General features: G+C 57.5%; 16 protein-coding genes. 11 read left to right on the top strand and 5 right to left on the bottom strand.

All coding sequences use genetic code 11. The features are described 5' to 3' along the window. Window positions 1-16 precede the first annotated feature (16 nt). Entirely contained in the window at window positions 17-340 is a 324-nt protein-coding gene (locus IBT54_RS05830) for a DUF1283 family protein (protein WP_013357904.1), read from the bottom strand. A 133-nt stretch (window positions 341-473) separates the two neighbouring features. Between IBT54_RS05830 and IBT54_RS05825 the strand changes: the two genes are divergently transcribed. Then, window positions 474-800 (top strand): YnfA family protein, encoded by a 327-nt coding sequence (locus IBT54_RS05825; protein ID WP_041457218.1) that lies wholly within the window; start codon window positions 474-476, stop codon window positions 798-800. Between the two features lie 31 nt (window positions 801-831). Here the strand turns inward: IBT54_RS05825 and ydfG are convergent, their stop codons facing one another. Then, window positions 832-1,578 (bottom strand): bifunctional NADP-dependent 3-hydroxy acid dehydrogenase/3-hydroxypropionate dehydrogenase YdfG, encoded by a 747-nt coding sequence (ydfG, locus tag IBT54_RS05820; protein ID WP_033733008.1) that lies wholly within the window; start codon window positions 1,576-1,578, stop codon window positions 832-834. A 402-nt stretch (window positions 1,579-1,980) separates the two neighbouring features. On the opposite strand from ydfG, the gene guaD reads away from it, so the two are divergent. The 5 genes from guaD to dcp are packed head-to-tail and all read left to right on the top strand — an operon-like array spanning window position 1,981 to window position 9,970. After that, window positions 1,981-3,309, top strand: a complete 1,329-nt coding sequence (gene guaD, locus IBT54_RS05815) for a guanine deaminase (RefSeq protein WP_013357901.1) — start codon at window positions 1,981-1,983, stop codon at window positions 3,307-3,309. Next, entirely contained in the window at window positions 3,306-4,748 is a 1,443-nt protein-coding gene (gene xdhA, locus IBT54_RS05810) for a xanthine dehydrogenase small subunit (protein ID WP_201251796.1), read from the top strand. Before guaD ends, xdhA begins: the two co-directional genes overlap by 4 nt. Continuing rightward, window positions 4,738-7,104, top strand: a complete 2,367-nt coding sequence (xdhB, locus tag IBT54_RS05805) for a xanthine dehydrogenase molybdopterin binding subunit (protein WP_201251795.1) — start codon at window positions 4,738-4,740, stop codon at window positions 7,102-7,104. The genes xdhA and xdhB overlap by 11 nt, the downstream gene beginning before the upstream one ends. After that, a complete protein-coding gene (xdhC, locus tag IBT54_RS05800; protein WP_147789212.1) occupies window positions 7,091-7,867 on the top strand; it encodes a xanthine dehydrogenase accessory protein XdhC in 777 nt (258 codons plus the stop codon). The genes xdhB and xdhC overlap by 14 nt, the downstream gene beginning before the upstream one ends. A 60-nt stretch (window positions 7,868-7,927) precedes the next feature. Continuing rightward, a complete protein-coding gene (dcp, locus tag IBT54_RS05795; RefSeq protein WP_201251794.1) occupies window positions 7,928-9,970 on the top strand; it encodes a peptidyl-dipeptidase Dcp in 2,043 nt (680 codons plus the stop codon). 42 nt (window positions 9,971-10,012) lie between these two features. On the opposite strand, the gene hpxO is transcribed toward dcp, so the two are convergent. After that, a complete protein-coding gene (gene hpxO / locus IBT54_RS05790) occupies window positions 10,013-11,170 on the bottom strand; it encodes an FAD-dependent urate hydroxylase HpxO (protein WP_201251793.1) in 1,158 nt (385 codons plus the stop codon). A 628-nt stretch (window positions 11,171-11,798) separates the two neighbouring features. On the opposite strand from hpxO, the gene IBT54_RS05785 reads away from it, so the two are divergent. The 5 genes from IBT54_RS05785 to IBT54_RS05765 all read left to right on the top strand — a co-directional run bounded on the left by IBT54_RS05785 (window position 11,799) and on the right by IBT54_RS05765 (window position 15,489). Continuing rightward, window positions 11,799-12,980 (top strand): glycosyltransferase family 4 protein, encoded by a 1,182-nt coding sequence (locus IBT54_RS05785; RefSeq protein ID WP_095707181.1) that lies wholly within the window; start codon window positions 11,799-11,801, stop codon window positions 12,978-12,980. A 67-nt stretch (window positions 12,981-13,047) separates the two neighbouring features. After that, on the top strand, window positions 13,048-13,293 hold the full coding sequence (locus tag IBT54_RS05780) for a hypothetical protein (protein WP_041456861.1): 246 nt from the start codon (window positions 13,048-13,050) through the stop codon (window positions 13,291-13,293). Between the two features lie 30 nt (window positions 13,294-13,323). After that, window positions 13,324-14,478 (top strand): class C beta-lactamase, encoded by a 1,155-nt coding sequence (gene ampC / locus IBT54_RS05775; protein ID WP_013357894.1) that lies wholly within the window; start codon window positions 13,324-13,326, stop codon window positions 14,476-14,478. Window positions 14,479-14,566: 88 nt separating this feature from the next. Then, window positions 14,567-15,019: an antitoxin Xre/MbcA/ParS toxin-binding domain-containing protein gene (locus IBT54_RS05770; protein ID WP_013357893.1), complete on the top strand. Its 453-nt coding sequence runs from the start codon at window positions 14,567-14,569 to the stop codon at window positions 15,017-15,019. Beyond that, complete coding sequence (locus tag IBT54_RS05765) at window positions 15,019-15,489, top strand: RES family NAD+ phosphorylase (RefSeq protein ID WP_013357892.1); 471 nt, start codon at window positions 15,019-15,021, stop codon at window positions 15,487-15,489. Before IBT54_RS05770 ends, IBT54_RS05765 begins: the two co-directional genes overlap by 1 nt. 34 nt (window positions 15,490-15,523) lie before the next feature. On the opposite strand, the gene IBT54_RS05760 is transcribed toward IBT54_RS05765, so the two are convergent. Together IBT54_RS05760 and IBT54_RS05755 are read right to left on the bottom strand one after the other, a co-directional pair. Then, complete coding sequence (locus IBT54_RS05760; RefSeq protein WP_201251792.1) at window positions 15,524-17,341, bottom strand: glycoside hydrolase family 15 protein; 1,818 nt, start codon at window positions 17,339-17,341, stop codon at window positions 15,524-15,526. Window positions 17,342-17,433: 92 nt separating this feature from the next. Further along, the gene (locus IBT54_RS05755) at window positions 17,434-18,327 is read right to left on the bottom strand and encodes an SDR family oxidoreductase (protein ID WP_013357890.1); all 894 of its coding nucleotides are present in this window, start codon (window positions 18,325-18,327) and stop codon (window positions 17,434-17,436) included. Between the last annotated feature and the right edge of the window lie 24 nt (window positions 18,328-18,351).

The following is an 18,351-nucleotide window of genomic DNA, read 5'->3' as shown; positions in this document are numbered from 1 at the left end:
TTACTATAGCTCAAATTTACGGCGCTACCGGGCGACCTGAACGGCGGTCCAGACAACGCAGGGTGTTAGGTTCCCAGTACGCGTTGAGATTGAGGCTCTGCTCGCACTTGTCGCGGGTATCAAAGGCGCGATCGGTTTTATCAAACTCTTTTTCGACGCGGGTGTTCACTTTGTTGCGCAGCATACGCGTGTCATTCCATTGCTCTTTGTCCTGACGCGCTGCTTCATTGCTCAGCGCAGAACTGCCATCTTCAATGATCAGACGATTAGTATTCGCAGTGGCAGTCAACGCCGCTGTGGAGAGCAGCACCATCAGCACGGCAGGGATCATTTTTTTCATCACAATTTCCTTTAGTTAACGCAAACATCGCCATCCGGGACGGCTGTTGCAGCGAGTACTCATAGTATATCATCGCCGTTTCTTTGCTCACCAGCGGTGAGTCGTTTGTTTACGTTCAGGAGAGGTAAGGGTGCTGATTAAGACCGCCTTGCTGTTTTTTATTACCGCGCTGGCGGAGATCACCGGCTGCTTTCTGCCGTGGCTATGGCTGAAAAAAGGCGGATCGGCGTGGCTGTTACTGCCCGCCGCGGCGAGTCTGGCGCTGTTTGTCTGGCTGCTGACGCTGCATCCTGCCGCCAGTGGACGGGTCTATGCCGCCTATGGGGGTGTCTATGTGTTGACCGCACTGCTCTGGTTACGCGTAGTGGATGGCGTGAAGTTAAGTGCGTGGGACTGGAGCGGTGCATTGATTGCCTTCAGCGGCATGCTGATCATCGTGCTGGGCTGGGGACGCGGCTAGCGCCAGCCGTAGTGGCTAGCGCGGCAGAGGCTTACGGCTTATGCACTTTCAGGCCCGCCAGCGTCTGGCTGACCGGCATCATTTCCAGGCTATTGATATTGACATGCTTAGGCAGTGTGGCGACCCACCAGACCGCTTCAGTCACATCTTCCGGCGTCAGGGCGGTAGCGCCCTCATAGACCTGACCGGCTTTGTCATCATCGCCTTTAAAGCGCACATTGGAAAATTCGGTACCACCAACCAGACCCGGCTCAATGTCGGTCACACGCAGCGCGGTGCCGTGCAAATCGGTACGCAGGTTCAGGCTGAACTGACGCACAAAGGCTTTGGTCGCTCCGTAAACGTTGCCCCCGGCATACGGCCAGCTGCCGGCAATGGAACCGATATTGATGATATGACCCACATCCCGCTCCACCATCTGTGGCAGCAGGGCGCGGGTCATATAGACCAGCCCCTTAGTGTTGGTGTCGATCATATTTTCCCAGTCTTCGACGTTAGCCTTGTGCGCAGGCTCAATGCCCAGCGCCAGACCGGCGTTGTTAACCAGTACGTCAATATTGCGCCATTCGGCCGGTAACTGTGCCACCGCCTCTTCAATAGCGGCACGGTTACGTACATCCAGCTGTACGGTATAGAGGCTGTCGCCCAGCTCATCCTTCAGCGCTTTCAGACGTTCCGCGCGTCGGCCAGTGGCGATCACTTTATGACCGTTCTCAATAAAGCGGCGGGTGATGCTTTCACCAAAACCGGCGGTCGCGCCGGTGACAAAAATAATCATCTCACTGTTCCTTATGCCATTTTCAGAGTCGATGGCTTCACCATAGCATTTCATTTCTGCTTCTGCGCGTGGAAAAGCAGACTGGCCTGTAAACGGATTTTAACGGGTATCCCGCTGCGCCTTTTCAGGGCAGCCTGCACCGTAAAAGGGCAGATTGTCGGGTGGCAGGCCATACTCAGGTTAACCTGTCTGCGCGATGTCGCATCGCAACCGTTTGCATCGGCTCCGCAAACGGTTGCGACGCTGCCGGAGGCCACTTTTGTTGCGCAACACCCTGTTATTTTTATTAATATACTGATATTTAAGGTTTTTATTGCATTCCAGATCTGGCACGCAGGTTGCAGGGTTTTTAATAGAGATTCCTCTGCAGATAATCAATCGCGCTTTCAGAAAGGACATACCATGCTATCAGCAACCGATACGGCGATACGCGCCAGCTTCTTTGACTTCACTGGCGTGGTGAATCATCCCGACGATTTGACCGGAAAGGCTCGCTATCTGGAGGATGGCGTGCTGCTGCTGCGTGACGGACACGTAATTGGGCTGGATAGCTGGGAGAACAGCGAGGCGAAGCTGGCAGGTCATCCCGTGACCGATCTGCGTGGCAAGCTGATTGTGCCGGGCTTTGTCGATACCCATATTCACTATCCGCAGACGGAGATGATTGGTGCCTTTGGCGAACAGCTGCTGGAGTGGCTGAATCACTACACTTTCCCGGTTGAAGCGCAGTATCACTGCCCGGATCACGCGGCAAAGATGTCCGCCTTTTTCCTGCATCAGCTGCTCTCCAACGGCACCACCAGCGCGCTGGTGTTTGGCACCGTACATCCGCAATCCGTCGACGCGCTGTTCAGCGCCGCCGAAGCCCTGAACATGCGGCTGATTGCCGGCAAAGTGATGATGGATCGCAATGCGCCCGACAATCTCATCGAAACCCCGGAACAGAGCTACCAGCAGACGCGGGCGCTGATTGAGCGCTGGCACAAACGTGGACGGCTGAATTATGCGCTGACGCCGCGCTTTGCGCCGACCTCATCCCCGCAGCTGCTGGAAAAAGTGCAGCAGCTGCGTCAGGCGTTCCCGGATACCTGGCTGCACACCCATCTCAGCGAAAACCCGCAGGAGGTTGCCTGGGTGAAAGAACTGTTCCCGGAGCGCGAGGGTTATCTGGATGTTTATCATCATCACCAGCTGACCGGTCGCCGCAGCGTCTTTGCGCACTGCCTGCATCTGGAAGAGCAGGAGTGGCAGTGTCTGCACGATACCGATTCCTCCATTGCCTTCTGTCCCACCTCAAACCTGTTCCTCGGCAGCGGCCTGTTTAACATCAAACGCAGCTGGCAGCAGGGTGTGAAAGTGGGGATCGGCACCGATGTCGGCGCAGGCACCACTTTTAATATGCTGCAGACACTGGGCGAAGCCTACAAGGTGGGCCAGCTGCAGCACTACCGGCTCAGCGCCGCCGAAGCCTTTTATCACGCCACGCTGGGCGGGGCGCGTGCGCTGGATCTCGACCATGAAATCGGTAATTTCAGCGTCGGCAAAGAGGCGGACTTTGTGGTGCTCGATCCGGCAGTCTCTGCGCTGCAGCAACTCCGCATCGGCAACAGCAAAGATATCTGGGAAAAGCTGTTCGTGTTAATGACGCTGGGCGACGACCGCAACATTGCCCAGACCTGGGTCGGCGGTCGTCCGGTCTGGCAGCGCGATGCACAGGAGCAAGCCGCATGATCCAGTTTCTGTTAAACAATCAGCTGGTCAGCGAAGACGCGCTCGACCCGAATCTCACCGTGCTTAACTATCTGCGCACCCGTCAGCATCGCCCTGGCACCAAAGAGGGCTGTGCCTCCGGCGACTGCGGTGCCTGCAGCGTCACGCTGGGCAAAGCTGTTGAGGGAGAGATGCAGTATGAAACGGTCAACAGCTGCCTGACGCTGGTCTCCGCCTTACAGGGCAAGCAGCTGATCACGGTTGAGGATCTGCGTCACGGTCGCGCACTGCATCCGGCGCAGCAGGCGATGGTTGACTGCCACGGTTCACAATGCGGGTTCTGTACGCCAGGCTTTGTGATGTCGCTGTTCAGCCTGCAAAAAAAGGCAGCGGGCTGGGATCGGCATCAGGCGGAAACCGCGCTGGCGGGCAACCTCTGCCGCTGCACCGGCTACCGGCCAATCATGGCAGCCGCAGAACAGCTCTGCTCGCAGCCGGTCAATGATCAGTTCGATCACAGTGCTGCCAGCACCGTACAGCGGCTCGAGGCGCTGGCCACCCCGGGAATGCAGGAAATAGGCGATAAGGGGCATCGCTGCTTTCTGCCCAAAACCCCGTCCCAGCTGGCGGCAATCTATCAGGCGCATCCCGACGCGAAGCTGATTGCCGGTGGCACCGATCTCAGCCTGCAGATCACCCAGCAGCATAAAAAAATTCCGCTGCTGATTGCGCTGGAGCAGGTTGCCGCGCTCAAAGTCTGCAGCGAATTTGATGACCACTACCTGTTGGGTGCGGGCGCCTCGCTGCAGCAGGTCAGCGAGTTTCTTGCCAGCCGCATTCCCGGCGTCAGCGAGATGCTGCAGCGTTTTGCTTCGCTGCAAATCCGCCTGCAGGGGACACTCGGCGGCAACATTGGTAACGCCTCTCCGATAGGCGACGCCTCGCCGGTGCTGCTGGCCCTCAATGCCAGCTTGCTGCTGCAATGCGGAGAGCAGCAGCGCAGCCTGCCGCTTGACCAGTTCTTTACCGGCTATCGCCAGACGCAGCTGGAAAAAGGGGAGTTTATCCGCGCCATTCGTATCGATAAAGTGACGGTGTCACCTGATTTTGTGGCATGGAAAGTCTCGAAGCGGCTGGATGATGATATCTCTGCCGTGTTCGCTGCCTTTAACCTGCAATTGGAACAGGGCATTGTCAGTTCCGCCCGTATCGCCTTTGGCGGCATGGCAGCCACACCGCAGCGCGCCCGGCACTGTGAAGCGGCACTGGTCGGTCAGCCGCTGAATGCCGTGACGGTGTCACGGGCAGCCGCCGCGCTGGCTGAAGATTTCCAGCCGCTTTCTGATTTTCGCGCCAGCAGTGACTACCGCCTTCAGGTGGCACGCAATCTGCTTCGCCGCTACTGGCATCGCCATAACGGCGAAATAACCTGTCTTGAGGTCTCCCGCTATGTCTCATAACCGTCCTGAACTCAACGAAGAGGTGATTAAGGCGCAGTATGCCGCGGAATTACAGAGCGGCGTGGGTCGCAATCACCGTCATGAGAGCGCGGAAAAACATGTCTCCGGCGAGGCGCGTTTTATCGACGACAAGCCGGAACTGCCGGGTCTGCTGCACCTCTGTCCGCGCCTGAGTGAACATGCACATGCGCGCATCCTGCACATAGATGTGCAGCCCTGTTATGCCGTGCCTGGCGTTGTCAGCGTCTTAACCTGGCAGGATGTGCCGGGCATTAATGATGTTGGCCCGCTCGAGCCGGGCGATCCGCTGCTGGCCCATAACAAGGTGGAGTATCTGGGGCAGATCGTGATCGCTGTGGCGGCGGAATCGCCGGACGCTGCACGTCTTGGCGCAGCCGCGGCGGTGATTGAGTATGAGGTGCTGGAACCGCTGCTGGATGTGGAGCAGGCGCTGGCGCAGGGCAGCTTTGTGCAGGAACCGCACATCCATCAGCGCGGTGACGTGGACGCGGCACTGGCGCGTGCGCCGCATCGGGTCAGCGGATCGTTTCATATCGGCGGGCAGGAGCATTTCTATCTGGAAACCCAGACGGCGATGGTCGTTCCTGGCGAAGATCAGCAGTTGCAGGTTTTCTCCTCGACTCAGAACCCCACTGAAGTGCAGAAGCTGGTGGCGGAAGTGATGGGCATCAGCCTGAATCAGGTAACAATAGATATGCGTCGGATGGGCGGTGGATTTGGTGGCAAAGAGACGCAGGCAGCCGGTGTCGCCTGTCTCTGTGCTATCGTGGCGCGTCAGACTGGCCGGGCGGCGAAGATGCGGCTCTCACGCCGCGACGATATGCGCGTCACCGGAAAACGCCATCCGTTCTTTGTGCGCTACGACGCGGGCGTGGAAGAGGACGGGCGTCTGTGCGGCATCAAAATCGATCTGGCCGGTAACTGCGGCTATTCGCTGGATCTGAGCGGATCCATCGTCGATCGTGCTATGTTCCACGCCGATAACGCCTATTATCTCGGCGATGCGCGGGTAACCGGCTACCGCTGCCGCACCAACACGGCCTCTAACACTGCCTATCGCGGTTTTGGCGGGCCGCAGGGCATGGTGGCGATTGAACAGATCATGGATCATATCGCCCGAGACCGTGGACTGGATCCGCTGGCGCTGCGCAAGCGCAACTATTACGGCAAGCAGGATCGCAACATCACCCATTACCACCAGCAGGTAGAGGACAACCTGCTGGATGAGATCACTGAACAGCTGGAGCTGAGCAGCGACTATCAGGCGCGCCGCGCGGAAATCACAGCGTTTAACGCCCGCAGTCCGCTGCTGAAACGCGGTCTGGCGCTGACGCCGGTGAAATTTGGCATCTCCTTTACCTCCAGCTTCCTCAATCAGGCGGGCGCGCTGATCCTGATCTACACCGATGGCACGGTGCAGCTTAACCACGGCGGCACCGAAATGGGTCAGGGCCTCAACACCAAGGTGATTCAGATTGTCGCCGAAGTGCTGCAGATTGAGACCGATAAAATCCAGATCACCCCCACCGACACCGGCAAAGTGCCCAACACCTCGCCGACGGCGGCCTCCAGCGGCGCTGATCTCAACGGTAAAGCGGCGCAGAATGCCGCGGAAATCCTGCGCGACCGCATGACCGCCATGCTCTGTAAGTTGCATCAGTGCGATGCGGCGGCGGTGAGCTTCCGTAACGGCGTGGTGCGCGCTGGCGAAAAGCATTACACCTTTGCCGAGGTAGCGAAGCTGGCCTGGCTCAATCAGGTGCCGCTCTCCGCCACCGGCTACTACCGCGTGCCGGGCATTCATTATGACCGGCTGGCCGGGCGCGGCACGCCGTTCTATTACTACGCATTTGGGGCTGCCTGCTGCGAGGTGGTGATCGATACCTTAACCGGCGAATCCCGCCTGCTGCGTGCCGATATCCTGCATGACGTCGGGGCGTCGCTGAACCCGGCTATCGACATCGGCCAGGTTGAAGGGGGCTTTGTCCAGGGCATAGGCTGGCTCACCTGCGAAGAGCTGGTGTGGAGTGACAAAGGACAACTGCTGACCGATGGTCCGGCGAGCTATAAAATTCCAGCCATCAGCGATGTCCCGGCTGATCTGCGGGTGACGCTGGTGGAGAACCGCAAAAATCCCAAAGACACGGTGTTCCACTCCAAGGCCGTGGGCGAACCGCCGTTTATGTTAGGGATAGCCGCCTGGTGCGCGCTGCAGGATGCGGTCGCCAGCGTTAACGATTACCATCAGCACCCGGGGCTGGATGCGCCTGCTACGCCGGAGCGGATCTTCTGGGGCGTACAGCGCCTGACGGGAGCCATTGATGATCTATCATGACTGGATCGGCGTGCTGCATCAGCTGCGTGAAAAACGCCAGAGCTGCGTATTAATTACCGTGCTCAGTGAGCATGGTTCAGTGCCGCGTGACAGCGGCAGCAAAATGGTTGTCACGCAGCAGGAGAGCTTTCTCACGATCGGGGGCGGTCATCTGGAGTTTGCGTGCATCGCTCAGGCCAGAGCGATGCTGCAAAGTGGAGCCACTGCGCCACACACCGAGGATTACAGTCTCGGTGCGCGGCTCGGACAGTGCTGTGGCGGCAAAACCACGCTGCTGTTTGAGCCGCTGCTTCAGGCGCAGCCGGAAATCTATCTGTTTGGCGCGGGCCACGTCGGGCAGGCCCTGGTGAATCTGCTGGCGACGTTACCCTGTCACATAAACTGGATCGACAGTCGTCCGGATCAGTTCAGCCACGTTCCGGCTGGCGTGGTCACACTGCAGCCGGACGACCCGCTTGACTGTGTGGCCCAGGCGCCTGAGGGCAGCTACTTCATCATTATGACCCATCATCATCCGCTCGACTTTGAACTGTGCGAAGCGGTGCTGAAACGCGGCGACTTTCGCTATGCCGGCGTCATCGGTTCAGCGACGAAAAATCAGCGTTTCCGCTACCGGCTGGCGGGCAAGGGTGTGGCCCGCGAGCCGCTGGCGCGCCTGCGCTGTCCGATTGGCCTGCCGGACGTTAAAGGCAAGCTGCCCGCCGAGATTGCGGTGGCCATTGCCGGTGAAATCATCAGCGTGTATCAGCAGCAAATCGCCTGAGTTGCGCTTTCGCGGCAACCTGTCAGGATAAGACTTTGCGATGCCCATCAGGAGCGAACCATGAACGCCCGTCAGAATCCCTTCTTTAGCGTCAGCACACTGCCTTACCAGGCGCCTCCCTTTGACCAGATTGAGGAGCAGGATTTCCTGCCCGCGCTGCAGGCGGGCATTGAGGAGAAGCGTCAGGACGTTGAGGCGATCGCCCTGAACAGCGAAGCGCCCACCTTTCTCAACACCTTTGAGGCGCTGGAGAAGAGCGGACAGCTCCTCAATCGGGTGAATCTGGTCTTCAGCGCCATGACCTCGGCCCATACCAGCCCTTATCTGCAGCAGGTAGATGAGGAGATTGCGCCGCAGCTTACTGCGCTTAATGACGACATCATGCTGAACCGTCCGCTGTTTTCACGGCTCGATGCGGTTTATCTGCAGCGCGCCAAACTGGATGCCGAATCAAAACGGCTGGTTGAGGTGATCTGGCAGCGCTTCCAGCTGGCGGGCGCCAATCTCCCGGAGGCACAGAAGCAGCAGCTTAAAGCCCTGAATCAGGAAGCGGCGCGCCTCAGTACCCGTTTCACCAATAAACTGCTGGCCGCCACCAAAGCGGGCGGACTGGTCGTTAATGATCTGCAACAGCTGGCGGGACTGTCACCGGCCGACCTGGCAGTGGCCCAGGCGGAAGCGCAGGCGCGCGGACTGGAAAAAAGCTGGCTGCTGGTGTTGCAGAACACCACGCAGCAACCGGCGCTGCAGAGCCTGGCCGATCGCGCAACCCGGGAAGCGCTGTATAAAGCGGGCGTGACGCGCACGGAAAAAGGCGATGAGAACGATACCCGTGAGCTGGTATTACGGCTGGCGCAGGTCAGGGCAGAGCAGGCCCGGCTGCTGGGTTTTACCAGCTATGCCGAGTGGAAGCTGCAGGATCAGATGGCGAAAACCCCCGATGCGGCGCTGGCCTTTATGCGCAACATCGTGCCTTCCGCGCGCGCCCGTGCGGAACGTGAAGCGGCGGCCATTCAGCAGACCATCGATAAGCAGCAGGGCGATTTTACTCTGCAGGCATGGGACTGGCGTTTTTATGCCGAACAGGTACGGCGTGCCCGCTACGATCTCGATGAGAGCCAGATTAAACCTTACTTTGAGCTGAACTCGGTGCTCCGGAATGGCGTCTTCTGGGCGGCGACGCAGCTCTACGGCATCCGCTTTACACCGCGCCAGGATCTGCCGGTTTATCATCCCGACGTGCAGGTGTATGAGATTTTCGATGCCGACGACACGCCGCTGGCGCTGTTTTATACCGACTTCTTCAAGCGCGACAGTAAAGGCGGCGGTGCCTGGATGAGTAACTTCGTCAACCAGTCAACGCTGCTCGACAGCAAACCGGTGATCTACAACGTCTGTAACTACACCAAACCGCCCGCCGGAGAACCGGCGCTGCTGAGCTGGGACGACGTTATCACGATGTTTCATGAGTTCGGCCACACGCTGCACGGCCTGTTTGCCAGCCAGCGCTACCCGAGCCTGTCGGGCACGGAAACCCCGCGCGATTTCGTTGAGTTTCCTTCGCAGATCAATGAGCACTGGGCCAGCGAGCCCGCGGTGTTCCGCAACTACGCCCGGCACTATCAGACTCAGGCATTAATGCCTGCTGAGCTGCATGAAAAGATCGTCCGGGCCGCGACATTCAACAAAGGCTATGAGATGAGCGAGCTGCTGGCTGCCGCGCTGCTGGACCTGCACTGGCACAGCCTTAACCGTGATGCCGCGCCGCAAAGCGTGGAAGGGTTTGAGCAGCAGGCGTTGCAGAGCGACAATATCGCGCTGACGGCGGTGCCACCGCGCTATCGGTCCAGCTATTTTCAGCACATCTGGGGCGGAGGCTATGCCGCAGGGTATTACGCCTATATCTGGACGCAGATGCTCGCCGACGATGGCTATCAGTGGTTTGCGGAGCATGGCGGACTGACGCGTGAGAACGGTGAAATCTTCCGGCAGAAGATTCTGTCACGTGGCAACAGCAGCGATCTCAAAGCGCTGTATGAAAGCTGGCGGGGCACAGCGCCTCAGCTGGAGCCGATGCTGAAAAATCGCGGTCTGGCGGATTAATAATAAAAGGGCTGTCGCGGTGACAGCCCCTGTTTTCCTGGATTAGCCCAGCGGGCCGCCTTCAATGGTTTCGCACATTCCGGCCAGCACCCGCTCACCGGTTTCGTTTTTCAATGACTGATACCACTCCGCCGTAACTGCCGGGTCGCGCGCATGGGTCACATCACAGCGTTTACGCGCTTTCAGCACCAGATCTTTTACCCGCTCAACCCGTCGTGCCTGATAGCGCAGCAGGGCATCTTCGATGCCCAGCGAATGCGAAGCCAGCGTCGCGGCCAGCACCACGGCATCTTCCATCGCCGCACAGCCACCCTGACCAATATCGGGCGTGGTGCTGTGGGCGGCATCGCCAAGCAGCGCTACTCGCCCTTTGACAAAGCGGCTGAACGGTTCGATGTCGTGGATCTCCACCCGGTTAGTGGTGTCGGGATGAATTGCCGCAATCAACTGCTGCACCGGCTCCGCCCAGCCCTGGAAGTAGCCAGTTAAGTCCGCTTTCAAGGTGCTGCGATCCTGCGGCAGTCCCTTCGGCAGCGGTACATCAAAGAAGAAGTAGAACCGATTGCCGCTGACCGGCATCAGTGAAACTCGCTTGCCGTCACCGACAAAAGTGGTCCACTGATCGGCGGGTGCAATGCGTTCGTCTATGGTGACCAGACCGTTCCAGTTAACGTAACCGGCATAACGTCGTTCCAGCTTCTCTTCCAGCACATAGTCGCGGACGACGGAATGCGTGCCATCGGCGGCAATCAGAAAATCGCCGTGCGCCTGACTGTTATCAGAGAAGGTTGCGATAACGCCATTTTCAGTCTGGTCGACCTGGATCACGCGCTTGCCAAACTGCACCCGTTCACGTCCGAAGGTGTCAATCAGCATCGCCTGCAGTTCTGCCCGCGCTACCGGACAGGGATATTCGCCCACCTGCTGCACCAGTGGTGCCATGCTGAAGCGGGTCAGGGGTGTACCTGTTGCGCCATCGTGATAGGCCATATAGGCCATATTGCCGCCCAGTTCACGCAGCGCGGTTTTCATTCCCAGCGCATTCAGGCATTTAACGCCGTTGGGCCAGATGGAAATGGCCGCGCCAACAGGCTTCATCTCCTGAACGGCTTCAAAGACTTCAACGTCGATTCCGGCTTTCTCCAGCGCAATCGCGCTGCTCATTCCGCCAATACCGCCACCAATTACGATTGCTTTCATAATGCTCTCCTTTCTGCATAGAGAGACTCCTGCAACTTTTGTACCAGCAACATAGCTAAGCCGAATATGATTATTAAAGTCAATAAAAACAATAAATTATAAGCATTTCGGCGAAGTGAGGCGAGCATATCCTTTCTGACGTGATGCACTTAAATGTCGCAAATCAGGGCGCAATAAGGGTGCAAATGTGAGCGGGCTGCATCTTTTGTTTCATCGTTTGTTTTATTATTGCTGCCAGGTTTCCGGGGCACTCATCAGCCAGTTAGCCCCGGCTTTCTGTTATCCCGCGCGGTTAATTACTTTAAAAGTTATGAACTAAAAAGCCGCTTCGCTTTGATAGCATTGCTAACAAATAATTAAACATAGACATAACAACTGGCGTGAATATTGCCCGGAAAATTCTGGCTTTATTCAACAGGGGGTTAGGGTGACACAATTAAACACACCTGTTAATAAAAAACGCTGATTCATAATCAGACACAACTGTGACCGTTTTATCACCGGTCGCAATCATTAGTAAAACTGCGCAAGCCGCATCAGAAAAGGCTTTTAGGATATTGCTCAAACGTATCAGCCGCGATCGCGTGATATAGATCACTCTGGACATAAAGGACTCTGGAAGACGATCATGAAAATTGGAATTACGAATAACCAGTATCCGGAGCAACGTAATATCTTAGTTAATCCGGATAACGAATATATAAATCTGAAAAAGAGCAATCTGTTCTATTTTATTAATCCGTTACGCACCCGATTACTTAAAAAGAATAAAACCTTTGTCTTTCAGCCTGTGCCATTTTCCGGGGCATCGCGGGCTGACATCCTTCACCTGTTCAACGAAGTTGCGATTACTCAGCAGAAGTGGGTTGCCTCGTTTGAAACTGAACTGCCGCGCGTGCTGCCGGTGGCGGGTGTTGCCAAGCAGGACAATCCCGAGCTAAAGCGGCTTATTCCTTATCTGTTAAAAGATAACTGTCTGGGGCTGATTGCCATCTCAGACGCCACGCTGAACATCCAGATGAAACTGTTCAAACCGGATGTTGCGCAGCAAATCCGCCGTAAAACCCTGGTGCTGCATCCGCCGCAAAAGCTGTTCGTTCAGCAAAAAACGCCACGTCAGCCAGGTGTTCTGAAGCTGATCTTTGCCGGCAATGAGTTCTACCGTAAAGGCGGGGCGGAAGTGGTGCTGGCAATCAGTGAGCTGATTGAAGAGCACCGGCTGGATGAGTCGCAGCTGGACCTGCAGCTGATTGGCGATCTCACCAAACGTCGCAACGTTGCTCATCGTCAGTTCCAGGATGATGATGCTTTCTGTCGCGACATTGAGAACCGCATCAAGCGCTATCGCTGCATTACGCATCATTCACAGATGGAAAACAGTGCACTGATGCAGCTGTTCCGTCAGAGCGATGCCGGACTGTTACCGACCTGGCAGGAGACTTACGGTTTCTCTGTGCTGGAGATGCAGGCCAATGGCTGTCCGGTCATCACCAGCAACGTGCGTGCGCTGCCGGAGATCAATCCTGCCAATGCGGGCTGGGTGATTGCGAGTCCGCTGAACGCCGATCGCGAATACAGCATCACCTCGGCAGAGCAAAAATCTCAGCTGCGCCGGTCGCTGGTGGACGGGCTGAAATCGACGCTGCTCGCCATCATTGAACGTCCTGAAATATTGCAGGAGAAAGGGGAAGCGGCCATTCTGCGCATCAAAGAGCAGCATGACACCCAGCGTTATATCGCCCGGCTCAACGATATCTATAGCCGTGGCGTGATGAATGTCACTCAACACCCTCCTGTTGTCTCAATTTGATGAGATTTCTCTGACGGCACGCGCCAGACTAGCCATACTTAGTGCTGCGTACCTCAGGAGAAATGTTATGAAAATTATCCTCACTCTGCTGCTGTCCGGATTGCTGGGCAGCAGCGCTTTCGCTCAGCCTGCACCCCTTTTTCCGGCCCGCGCGCCGCTGTCGCAGCTGACACCCGTTGCTGACCGCTGCGATCTCTCCACCTGTCAGACCAACTGCTACGTCGAGCAGTCCCATTGCAACACCCGGGATAGCAGTGCCTGCAGCTCAAAGGCTCAGATGTGCGTACAGGCCTGTTCCAGCCAGTGTAAATAATTCGATTCAGTGAAGAACGCTTAGTTAACAATGAAAAAGTCCCTGTTTTACCTTGCTTTATTTTCTCTCTCTGCCAGCTGTGTTGCCGCCGATCTCTCCTCACAGCAGGTCACTTCTCTGGTTAAAGCCGCGATCGAACCGCTGATGGAGCAGCAGGCGATCCCCGGTATGTCGGTGGCGGTGCTTTACAAGGGCCGGGCGCAGTTTGTGAACCTCGGCGTGGCCGATCTTGAGTCACGCCGCCGGGTCACGGAAAACACGCTGTTTGAACTGGGGTCGGTGAGTAAAACCTTTACCGGCACTCTGGCCGGGATCATGATCCGCAACGGCGAAATCCGTCTGAACGATCCGGTGCAGAAGCGCTGGCCGCAGCTGACCGGTGAGCAGTGGCGTCCGGTGCGTATGCTGCATCTGGCGACCTATACCGCAGGCGGCCTGCCTTTACAGCTGCCTGATGAGGTCACCGATCAGGCTTCGCTGCTCCGCTTTTATCAGAACTGGCAGCCAACGGCAGCACCAGGTTTGCAGCGCCAGTACTCCAACGCCAGTATCGGTCTGTTTGGCTCGCTGATGGTGAAGGGCGATTATGAGCAGGCGATGGAGCGACATGTGTTTCAGCCCCTGCGCCTGACGCGCACTTACATTACCGTGCCGCCGTCGATGATGCTCAACTATGCGTGGGGCTACAAAAATGGCCAGCCGGTGCGGGTCTCGCCCGGCATGCTCGATGCGGAAGCATACGGCATTAAATCCACCGCGCGGGACATGCTCACCTTTATGCAGGCGAATATCGATCCTAACCGTTTATCGGCGGGCAACGCGGTGCTGCGCAATGCCATCCGTACTGCGCAGTCGCGCTACTTCAAAGTCGGCAGTCTCTATCAGGGGCTGGGCTGGGAGATCTACGACTGGCCCGTCGATGCTGAGACGCTGCTCAGTGACAACGATAATGCTGTTGCACTAAAGCCGCGTCCGGCGACGCAGGTTAATCCGGTCGGGCCGTCGCAGAGCGCCAGCTGGGTACATAAAACCGGTGCCACCAATGGATTTGGTGCCTATATCGCTTTTATTCCTGAGCAGAACAGCGGCATCGTGTTACTTGCCAACAAAAATTACCCCAATCCGCTTCGCATCAGGGTAGCGTGGCAGATTCTGCAGGCGCTGCAGCAGGGTACACCTGAATAATGCACCTTACGCCTGTTCAGCCCGGAGCAGGCTGGCGCCCTCTGTTCATTTGCGCTAAAATAAAAATCAAATGAACAGGAGGGCTGATATGTCCATCGCCATTTACACACCCGCTCAGCATCAGCATAACCGTTCGCTACTGCACGCCCTGAATCTGCCGGAAACGCTGCCTGATGCACACCAGCGTATCGCAACAGGATTCAGCAGCGGCGTGCTGAAGCGCACCGCGTCATTGTCCACCTTTGACGAGGGCTGGCTCTGCCGTCTGGCGGGCATCGACCGCACCACATACAACCGCAAAGTTAAAGATCCGCAGCAGACCTTTTCGCCCGATCAGAGCGGACGGATCTATATGCTGATTCGCGTTCTTTCTGCCGCCAGCAAACTGTTTCGTGACGACAGAGAGCGGCTGGTACAGTGGCTGGAAACGCCCGCCAAAGCGCTGGGCGGTAAAAAACCGGCCGAGATGACCACCACGGTGGCCGGTGCAGAAGCGGTGATTAACCTGATTGGTCAGCTTGAGCATGGCGTGATCACCTGATGGCGGTGCCTTTCTTTCGCCTGGTAAAGCGTGAGTATGCGATGACCGCCTTTGATGGGTTCGGTGCCCGCACCTATGGCGGGCGCTGGAATTCTGTGGGAACGGTCTGTGTCTATATGGGATCGAGCCGGGCGCTCTGTGTGCTGGAGGCGCTGGTGCACCTCACCATTCAGGATCTGGCACACGACTACGCAATGCTGGCGATTAACGTACCGGAACCCCTGATCACCGAGCTTTCGCTGGCGGCGTTACCTGCTGACTGGCAGGCCGATCCTGCGCCATCGTCCACCCGACAAATTGGTGATGACTGGCTCGCCAGCCCGGACAACGGGCTGGTGTTGAAGGTGCCGAGCACGCTGACGGGTGAATGGAACGCACTGTTCAATCCCCGTCACCCGGCGGTGGCTGGCATCATCAGTAAAGTGGTGGTAGAACCTTTTTTCTTCGACCCGCGCTTTCGGCGACAGTAGGGCAGTGAGGCGCTGATATCCTCACCTCCACAGCTCACGCCTGTGATTCTGATAACGCCTGCGCCGCGCAAATCAGCGCCAGATGGCTCAGTCCCTGCGGCATATTGCCCCGCCAGCTCTGACTGCGGACGTCATACATCTCATTGAAGATATCGACGTTACCCTGGCCGTCCAGCGTCGTCAGAATCTCCTGCATCGCCTGTTCTGCCTGGTCTGTTTCGCCCATCTCTGCCCAGGCTTCCACCAGCCAGAAGGCGCAGGCCAGAAACGTACTCTCTTCCTCTCTGACACCGCTGTAGCGATAAAGCATGGCGCTGCCGTCGCCCAGCGCCTGCTGAATCGCGCGGTAGGTCAAGAGCATCCGTTGTGGATTGACCGCATTGCCGTAGCTGTGAACCAGCGCCAGCGATGCGTCGAGACGATCGTCGCTGCCAGCATAGAAGAGATAAGCCTGTTTCTGTTCTGACCAGCAGTGCGACTCAATCCAGTCACGGATGCGCTCACGTTCCCGCTGCCAGCGCCCCAGCCACGTCGGTTCGATATGCTGGCTTTCGGCAAGGGCAACCGCCCGGTCCAGCGCCATCCAGCAGGCCATCTTGGAGTGGGTGTAGTGTTGCAGCTCCGGCAGTTCCCAGATGCCGCAATCTTTCTGCCGCCAGTGATCGGCGCAGCAGTTTGCCAGCTCCCCCAGCATGCGCGAGGTGGTGATATCCAGCACGTGTCCCGCTTCAATAAAGTGCTGTGCGGTAACCAGCAAGTCGCCATACATGCTGAGCTGCAGCTGGTCGCGGGCATTGTTGCCAACCCGCACCGGCTGAGAGTTTTTATAGCCGCTCAGTGGCGGATAACGCTCGGCGGGCACCTCATCACCGTTCAGGGCATAGCAGGCGCGCAGCCTGACGCCGTGACGCATAATGGTCTGCGACAGCCAGGAAAAGGCCGCCTTACAATCTTCCAGCGCCCCGATATAGACGAATGCTTTAATAATCAGGCAGGCGTCGCGCACCCAGGCGTAGCGGTAATCATAATTTTTCTCGCCGCCGATCCCTTCCGGTAAAGAGGTCGTTGCGGCAGCCGCCAGCGCGCCGGTCGGCGAGTACCAGAGAAACTTCAGTGACAGGGCAGAGCGCTTCACCAGTGCCGGATAGCTGCCCGCGTAGCTCAGGCTCTCCACCCAGCTGCTCCAGCCGGTGTGACTGGTTTCAATCCGCTGATCGATAGCCTCCAGCGGCGGCACCGCCAGCGGCTCTTTTTCGGTTACCAGCAGCGCGCAGAGCGATCGGGACCCGGCCGTCGTGCGCAGCGTGGCGCAGACCTGCTCATCGTCCAGCTCGGTTATCTGGATATCGTCGCTGGTGCGGAACATCGCCATGATCTCCGCGATGTGAAAGACCTTGCCTTTCTCATTGTCAGCCACCCAGGGCGAACGGGTTTCGGCGGCAGTGCCGAAGCGCAGGGTGATCGCTAATTCCACTTCACCGCTGACGCCCTCAATGCGGCGCGCCAGTTCACACCACGGCAGACGGCCCGCCAGCGTGCTGTTAATCGACTCGGTCAGCAGCACGCTGCCGCTGTCCGTTTCGAAACGGGTCTCCAGCACATTGCTGTTATCACGGTAACGGCGCGAAACCTGATAAGGCGAGCACGGCACGATCTGAAAGTAGCCACCGAGTCCGGCATCAAGCAGGCGATCAAACAGCGGTTTCGCATCGAGATTAGGCGCGCACCACCAGTCAACAGCCCCATCCGGCGCGATCAGCGCCACCGAACGGCCCTCACCAATGGCGGCATAATCACCCAGACCCGCAAAGCCATCTTCTCTGACCGGCGAATGAAAGATCGGGTTTTCCATGGTCTGCTTCCTTATTTCACGGTAACGGGAATTCTTCTATGGGCAAATGCGGGACAAAAAAATGGCCGCGCTATGCGGCCATCAGAGACAATTTACAGCGTGCCGGTGCCGCCATCAGAGCACCAGACCTGACCGGAAGAGTAACTGCTCTCGGTTGAGGCCAGGGTAACGTAGAGCGGGGCGATCTCAACCGGCTGACCGGGACGGCCCATCGGTGAATCTGCACCAAACTGTTTCACTTTTTCCATCGGCTGACCGCCGCTCGACTGCAGCGGCGTCCAGTATGGGCCAGGTGCTACGGCGTTGACGCGGATACCGTCGCCACCCAGCTGCTTCGCCAGCGATTTAGTGAAGGCAACAATAGATGCCTTGGTCTGCGCATAGTCGAGCAGAATATCGCTGGGTTTAAAGGCCTGTACTGACGAGGTATTAATAATCGATGCACCGCGTGGCAGATATTCCAGCGCTGCTTTGGTGATCCAGAACATCGCATAAACGTTGGTTTTAAACGTCGCGTCAAAATCTTCCGTACTCAGGGTACGAATGGACTCATTAAATTGCTGACGACCAGCGTTATTAACCAGAATATCCAGGCCGCCTAATTTATCCGCAGCGTCTTTCACCAGCTGCTGACAGAATTCTTCAGAACGAATGTCGCCGGGAATAGCGAAAACTTTACGGCCTTCCGCTTCGATTAATTTAATCACTTCATCAGCATCGGGCTGTTCTTCGGGCAGATAGTTAATCACCACGTCTGCGCCTTCACGGGCATAAGCGATAGCCACTGCGCGGCCAATACCGGAGTCACCGCCCGTAATCAGCGCCTTGCGGCCGGTCAGTCGGCCAGTGCCGCGGTAGCTGGTTTCTCCGTGGTCGGGAACCGGGATCATCTTGCTGGCCAGGCCAGGTGCCTGTTGTGGCTGCTCCTCAAACGGAGGCTTAGGAAAGTGATCCAGATCGAGCGTCTTGTTAGTTGGTGTAGCCATTGTATGCTCCTTGAACAGAGTTAT

The sequence above is a fragment of the Pantoea sp. S62 genome, assembly GCF_016658625.1.
GTDB lineage: Bacteria > Pseudomonadota > Gammaproteobacteria > Enterobacterales > Enterobacteriaceae > Pantoea > Pantoea vagans.
Note: the sequence above shows the minus strand (reverse complement) of the source record. Positions and strands in the feature narration are given on the sequence as shown.

What these genes read in the sequence shown, in the direction of transcription:
- IBT54_RS05765 (WP_013357892.1), top strand. Translation starts at nt 15,019, where the DNA reads ATGGCGGTGCCTTTCTTTCGCCTGGTAAAGCGTGAGTATGCGATGACC.
- IBT54_RS05760 (WP_201251792.1), bottom strand. Translation starts at nt 17,341, where the DNA reads ATGGAAAACCCGATCTTTCATTCGCCGGTCAGAGAAGATGGCTTTGCG.
- xdhC (WP_147789212.1), top strand. Translation starts at nt 7,091, where the DNA reads ATGATCTATCATGACTGGATCGGCGTGCTGCATCAGCTGCGTGAAAAA.
- IBT54_RS05780 (WP_041456861.1), top strand. Translation starts at nt 13,048, where the DNA reads ATGAAAATTATCCTCACTCTGCTGCTGTCCGGATTGCTGGGCAGCAGC.
- xdhB (WP_201251795.1), top strand. Translation starts at nt 4,738, where the DNA reads ATGTCTCATAACCGTCCTGAACTCAACGAAGAGGTGATTAAGGCGCAG.
- guaD (WP_013357901.1), top strand. Translation starts at nt 1,981, where the DNA reads ATGCTATCAGCAACCGATACGGCGATACGCGCCAGCTTCTTTGACTTC.
- IBT54_RS05785 (WP_095707181.1), top strand. Translation starts at nt 11,799, where the DNA reads ATGAAAATTGGAATTACGAATAACCAGTATCCGGAGCAACGTAATATC.
- ampC (WP_013357894.1), top strand. Translation starts at nt 13,324, where the DNA reads ATGAAAAAGTCCCTGTTTTACCTTGCTTTATTTTCTCTCTCTGCCAGC.
- IBT54_RS05770 (WP_013357893.1), top strand. Translation starts at nt 14,567, where the DNA reads ATGTCCATCGCCATTTACACACCCGCTCAGCATCAGCATAACCGTTCG.
- IBT54_RS05830 (WP_013357904.1), bottom strand. Translation starts at nt 340, where the DNA reads ATGAAAAAAATGATCCCTGCCGTGCTGATGGTGCTGCTCTCCACAGCG.
- xdhA (WP_201251796.1), top strand. Translation starts at nt 3,306, where the DNA reads ATGATCCAGTTTCTGTTAAACAATCAGCTGGTCAGCGAAGACGCGCTC.
- hpxO (WP_201251793.1), bottom strand. Translation starts at nt 11,170, where the DNA reads ATGAAAGCAATCGTAATTGGTGGCGGTATTGGCGGAATGAGCAGCGCG.
- dcp (WP_201251794.1), top strand. Translation starts at nt 7,928, where the DNA reads ATGAACGCCCGTCAGAATCCCTTCTTTAGCGTCAGCACACTGCCTTAC.
- ydfG (WP_033733008.1), bottom strand. Translation starts at nt 1,578, where the DNA reads ATGATTATTTTTGTCACCGGCGCGACCGCCGGTTTTGGTGAAAGCATC.
- IBT54_RS05755 (WP_013357890.1), bottom strand. Translation starts at nt 18,327, where the DNA reads ATGGCTACACCAACTAACAAGACGCTCGATCTGGATCACTTTCCTAAG.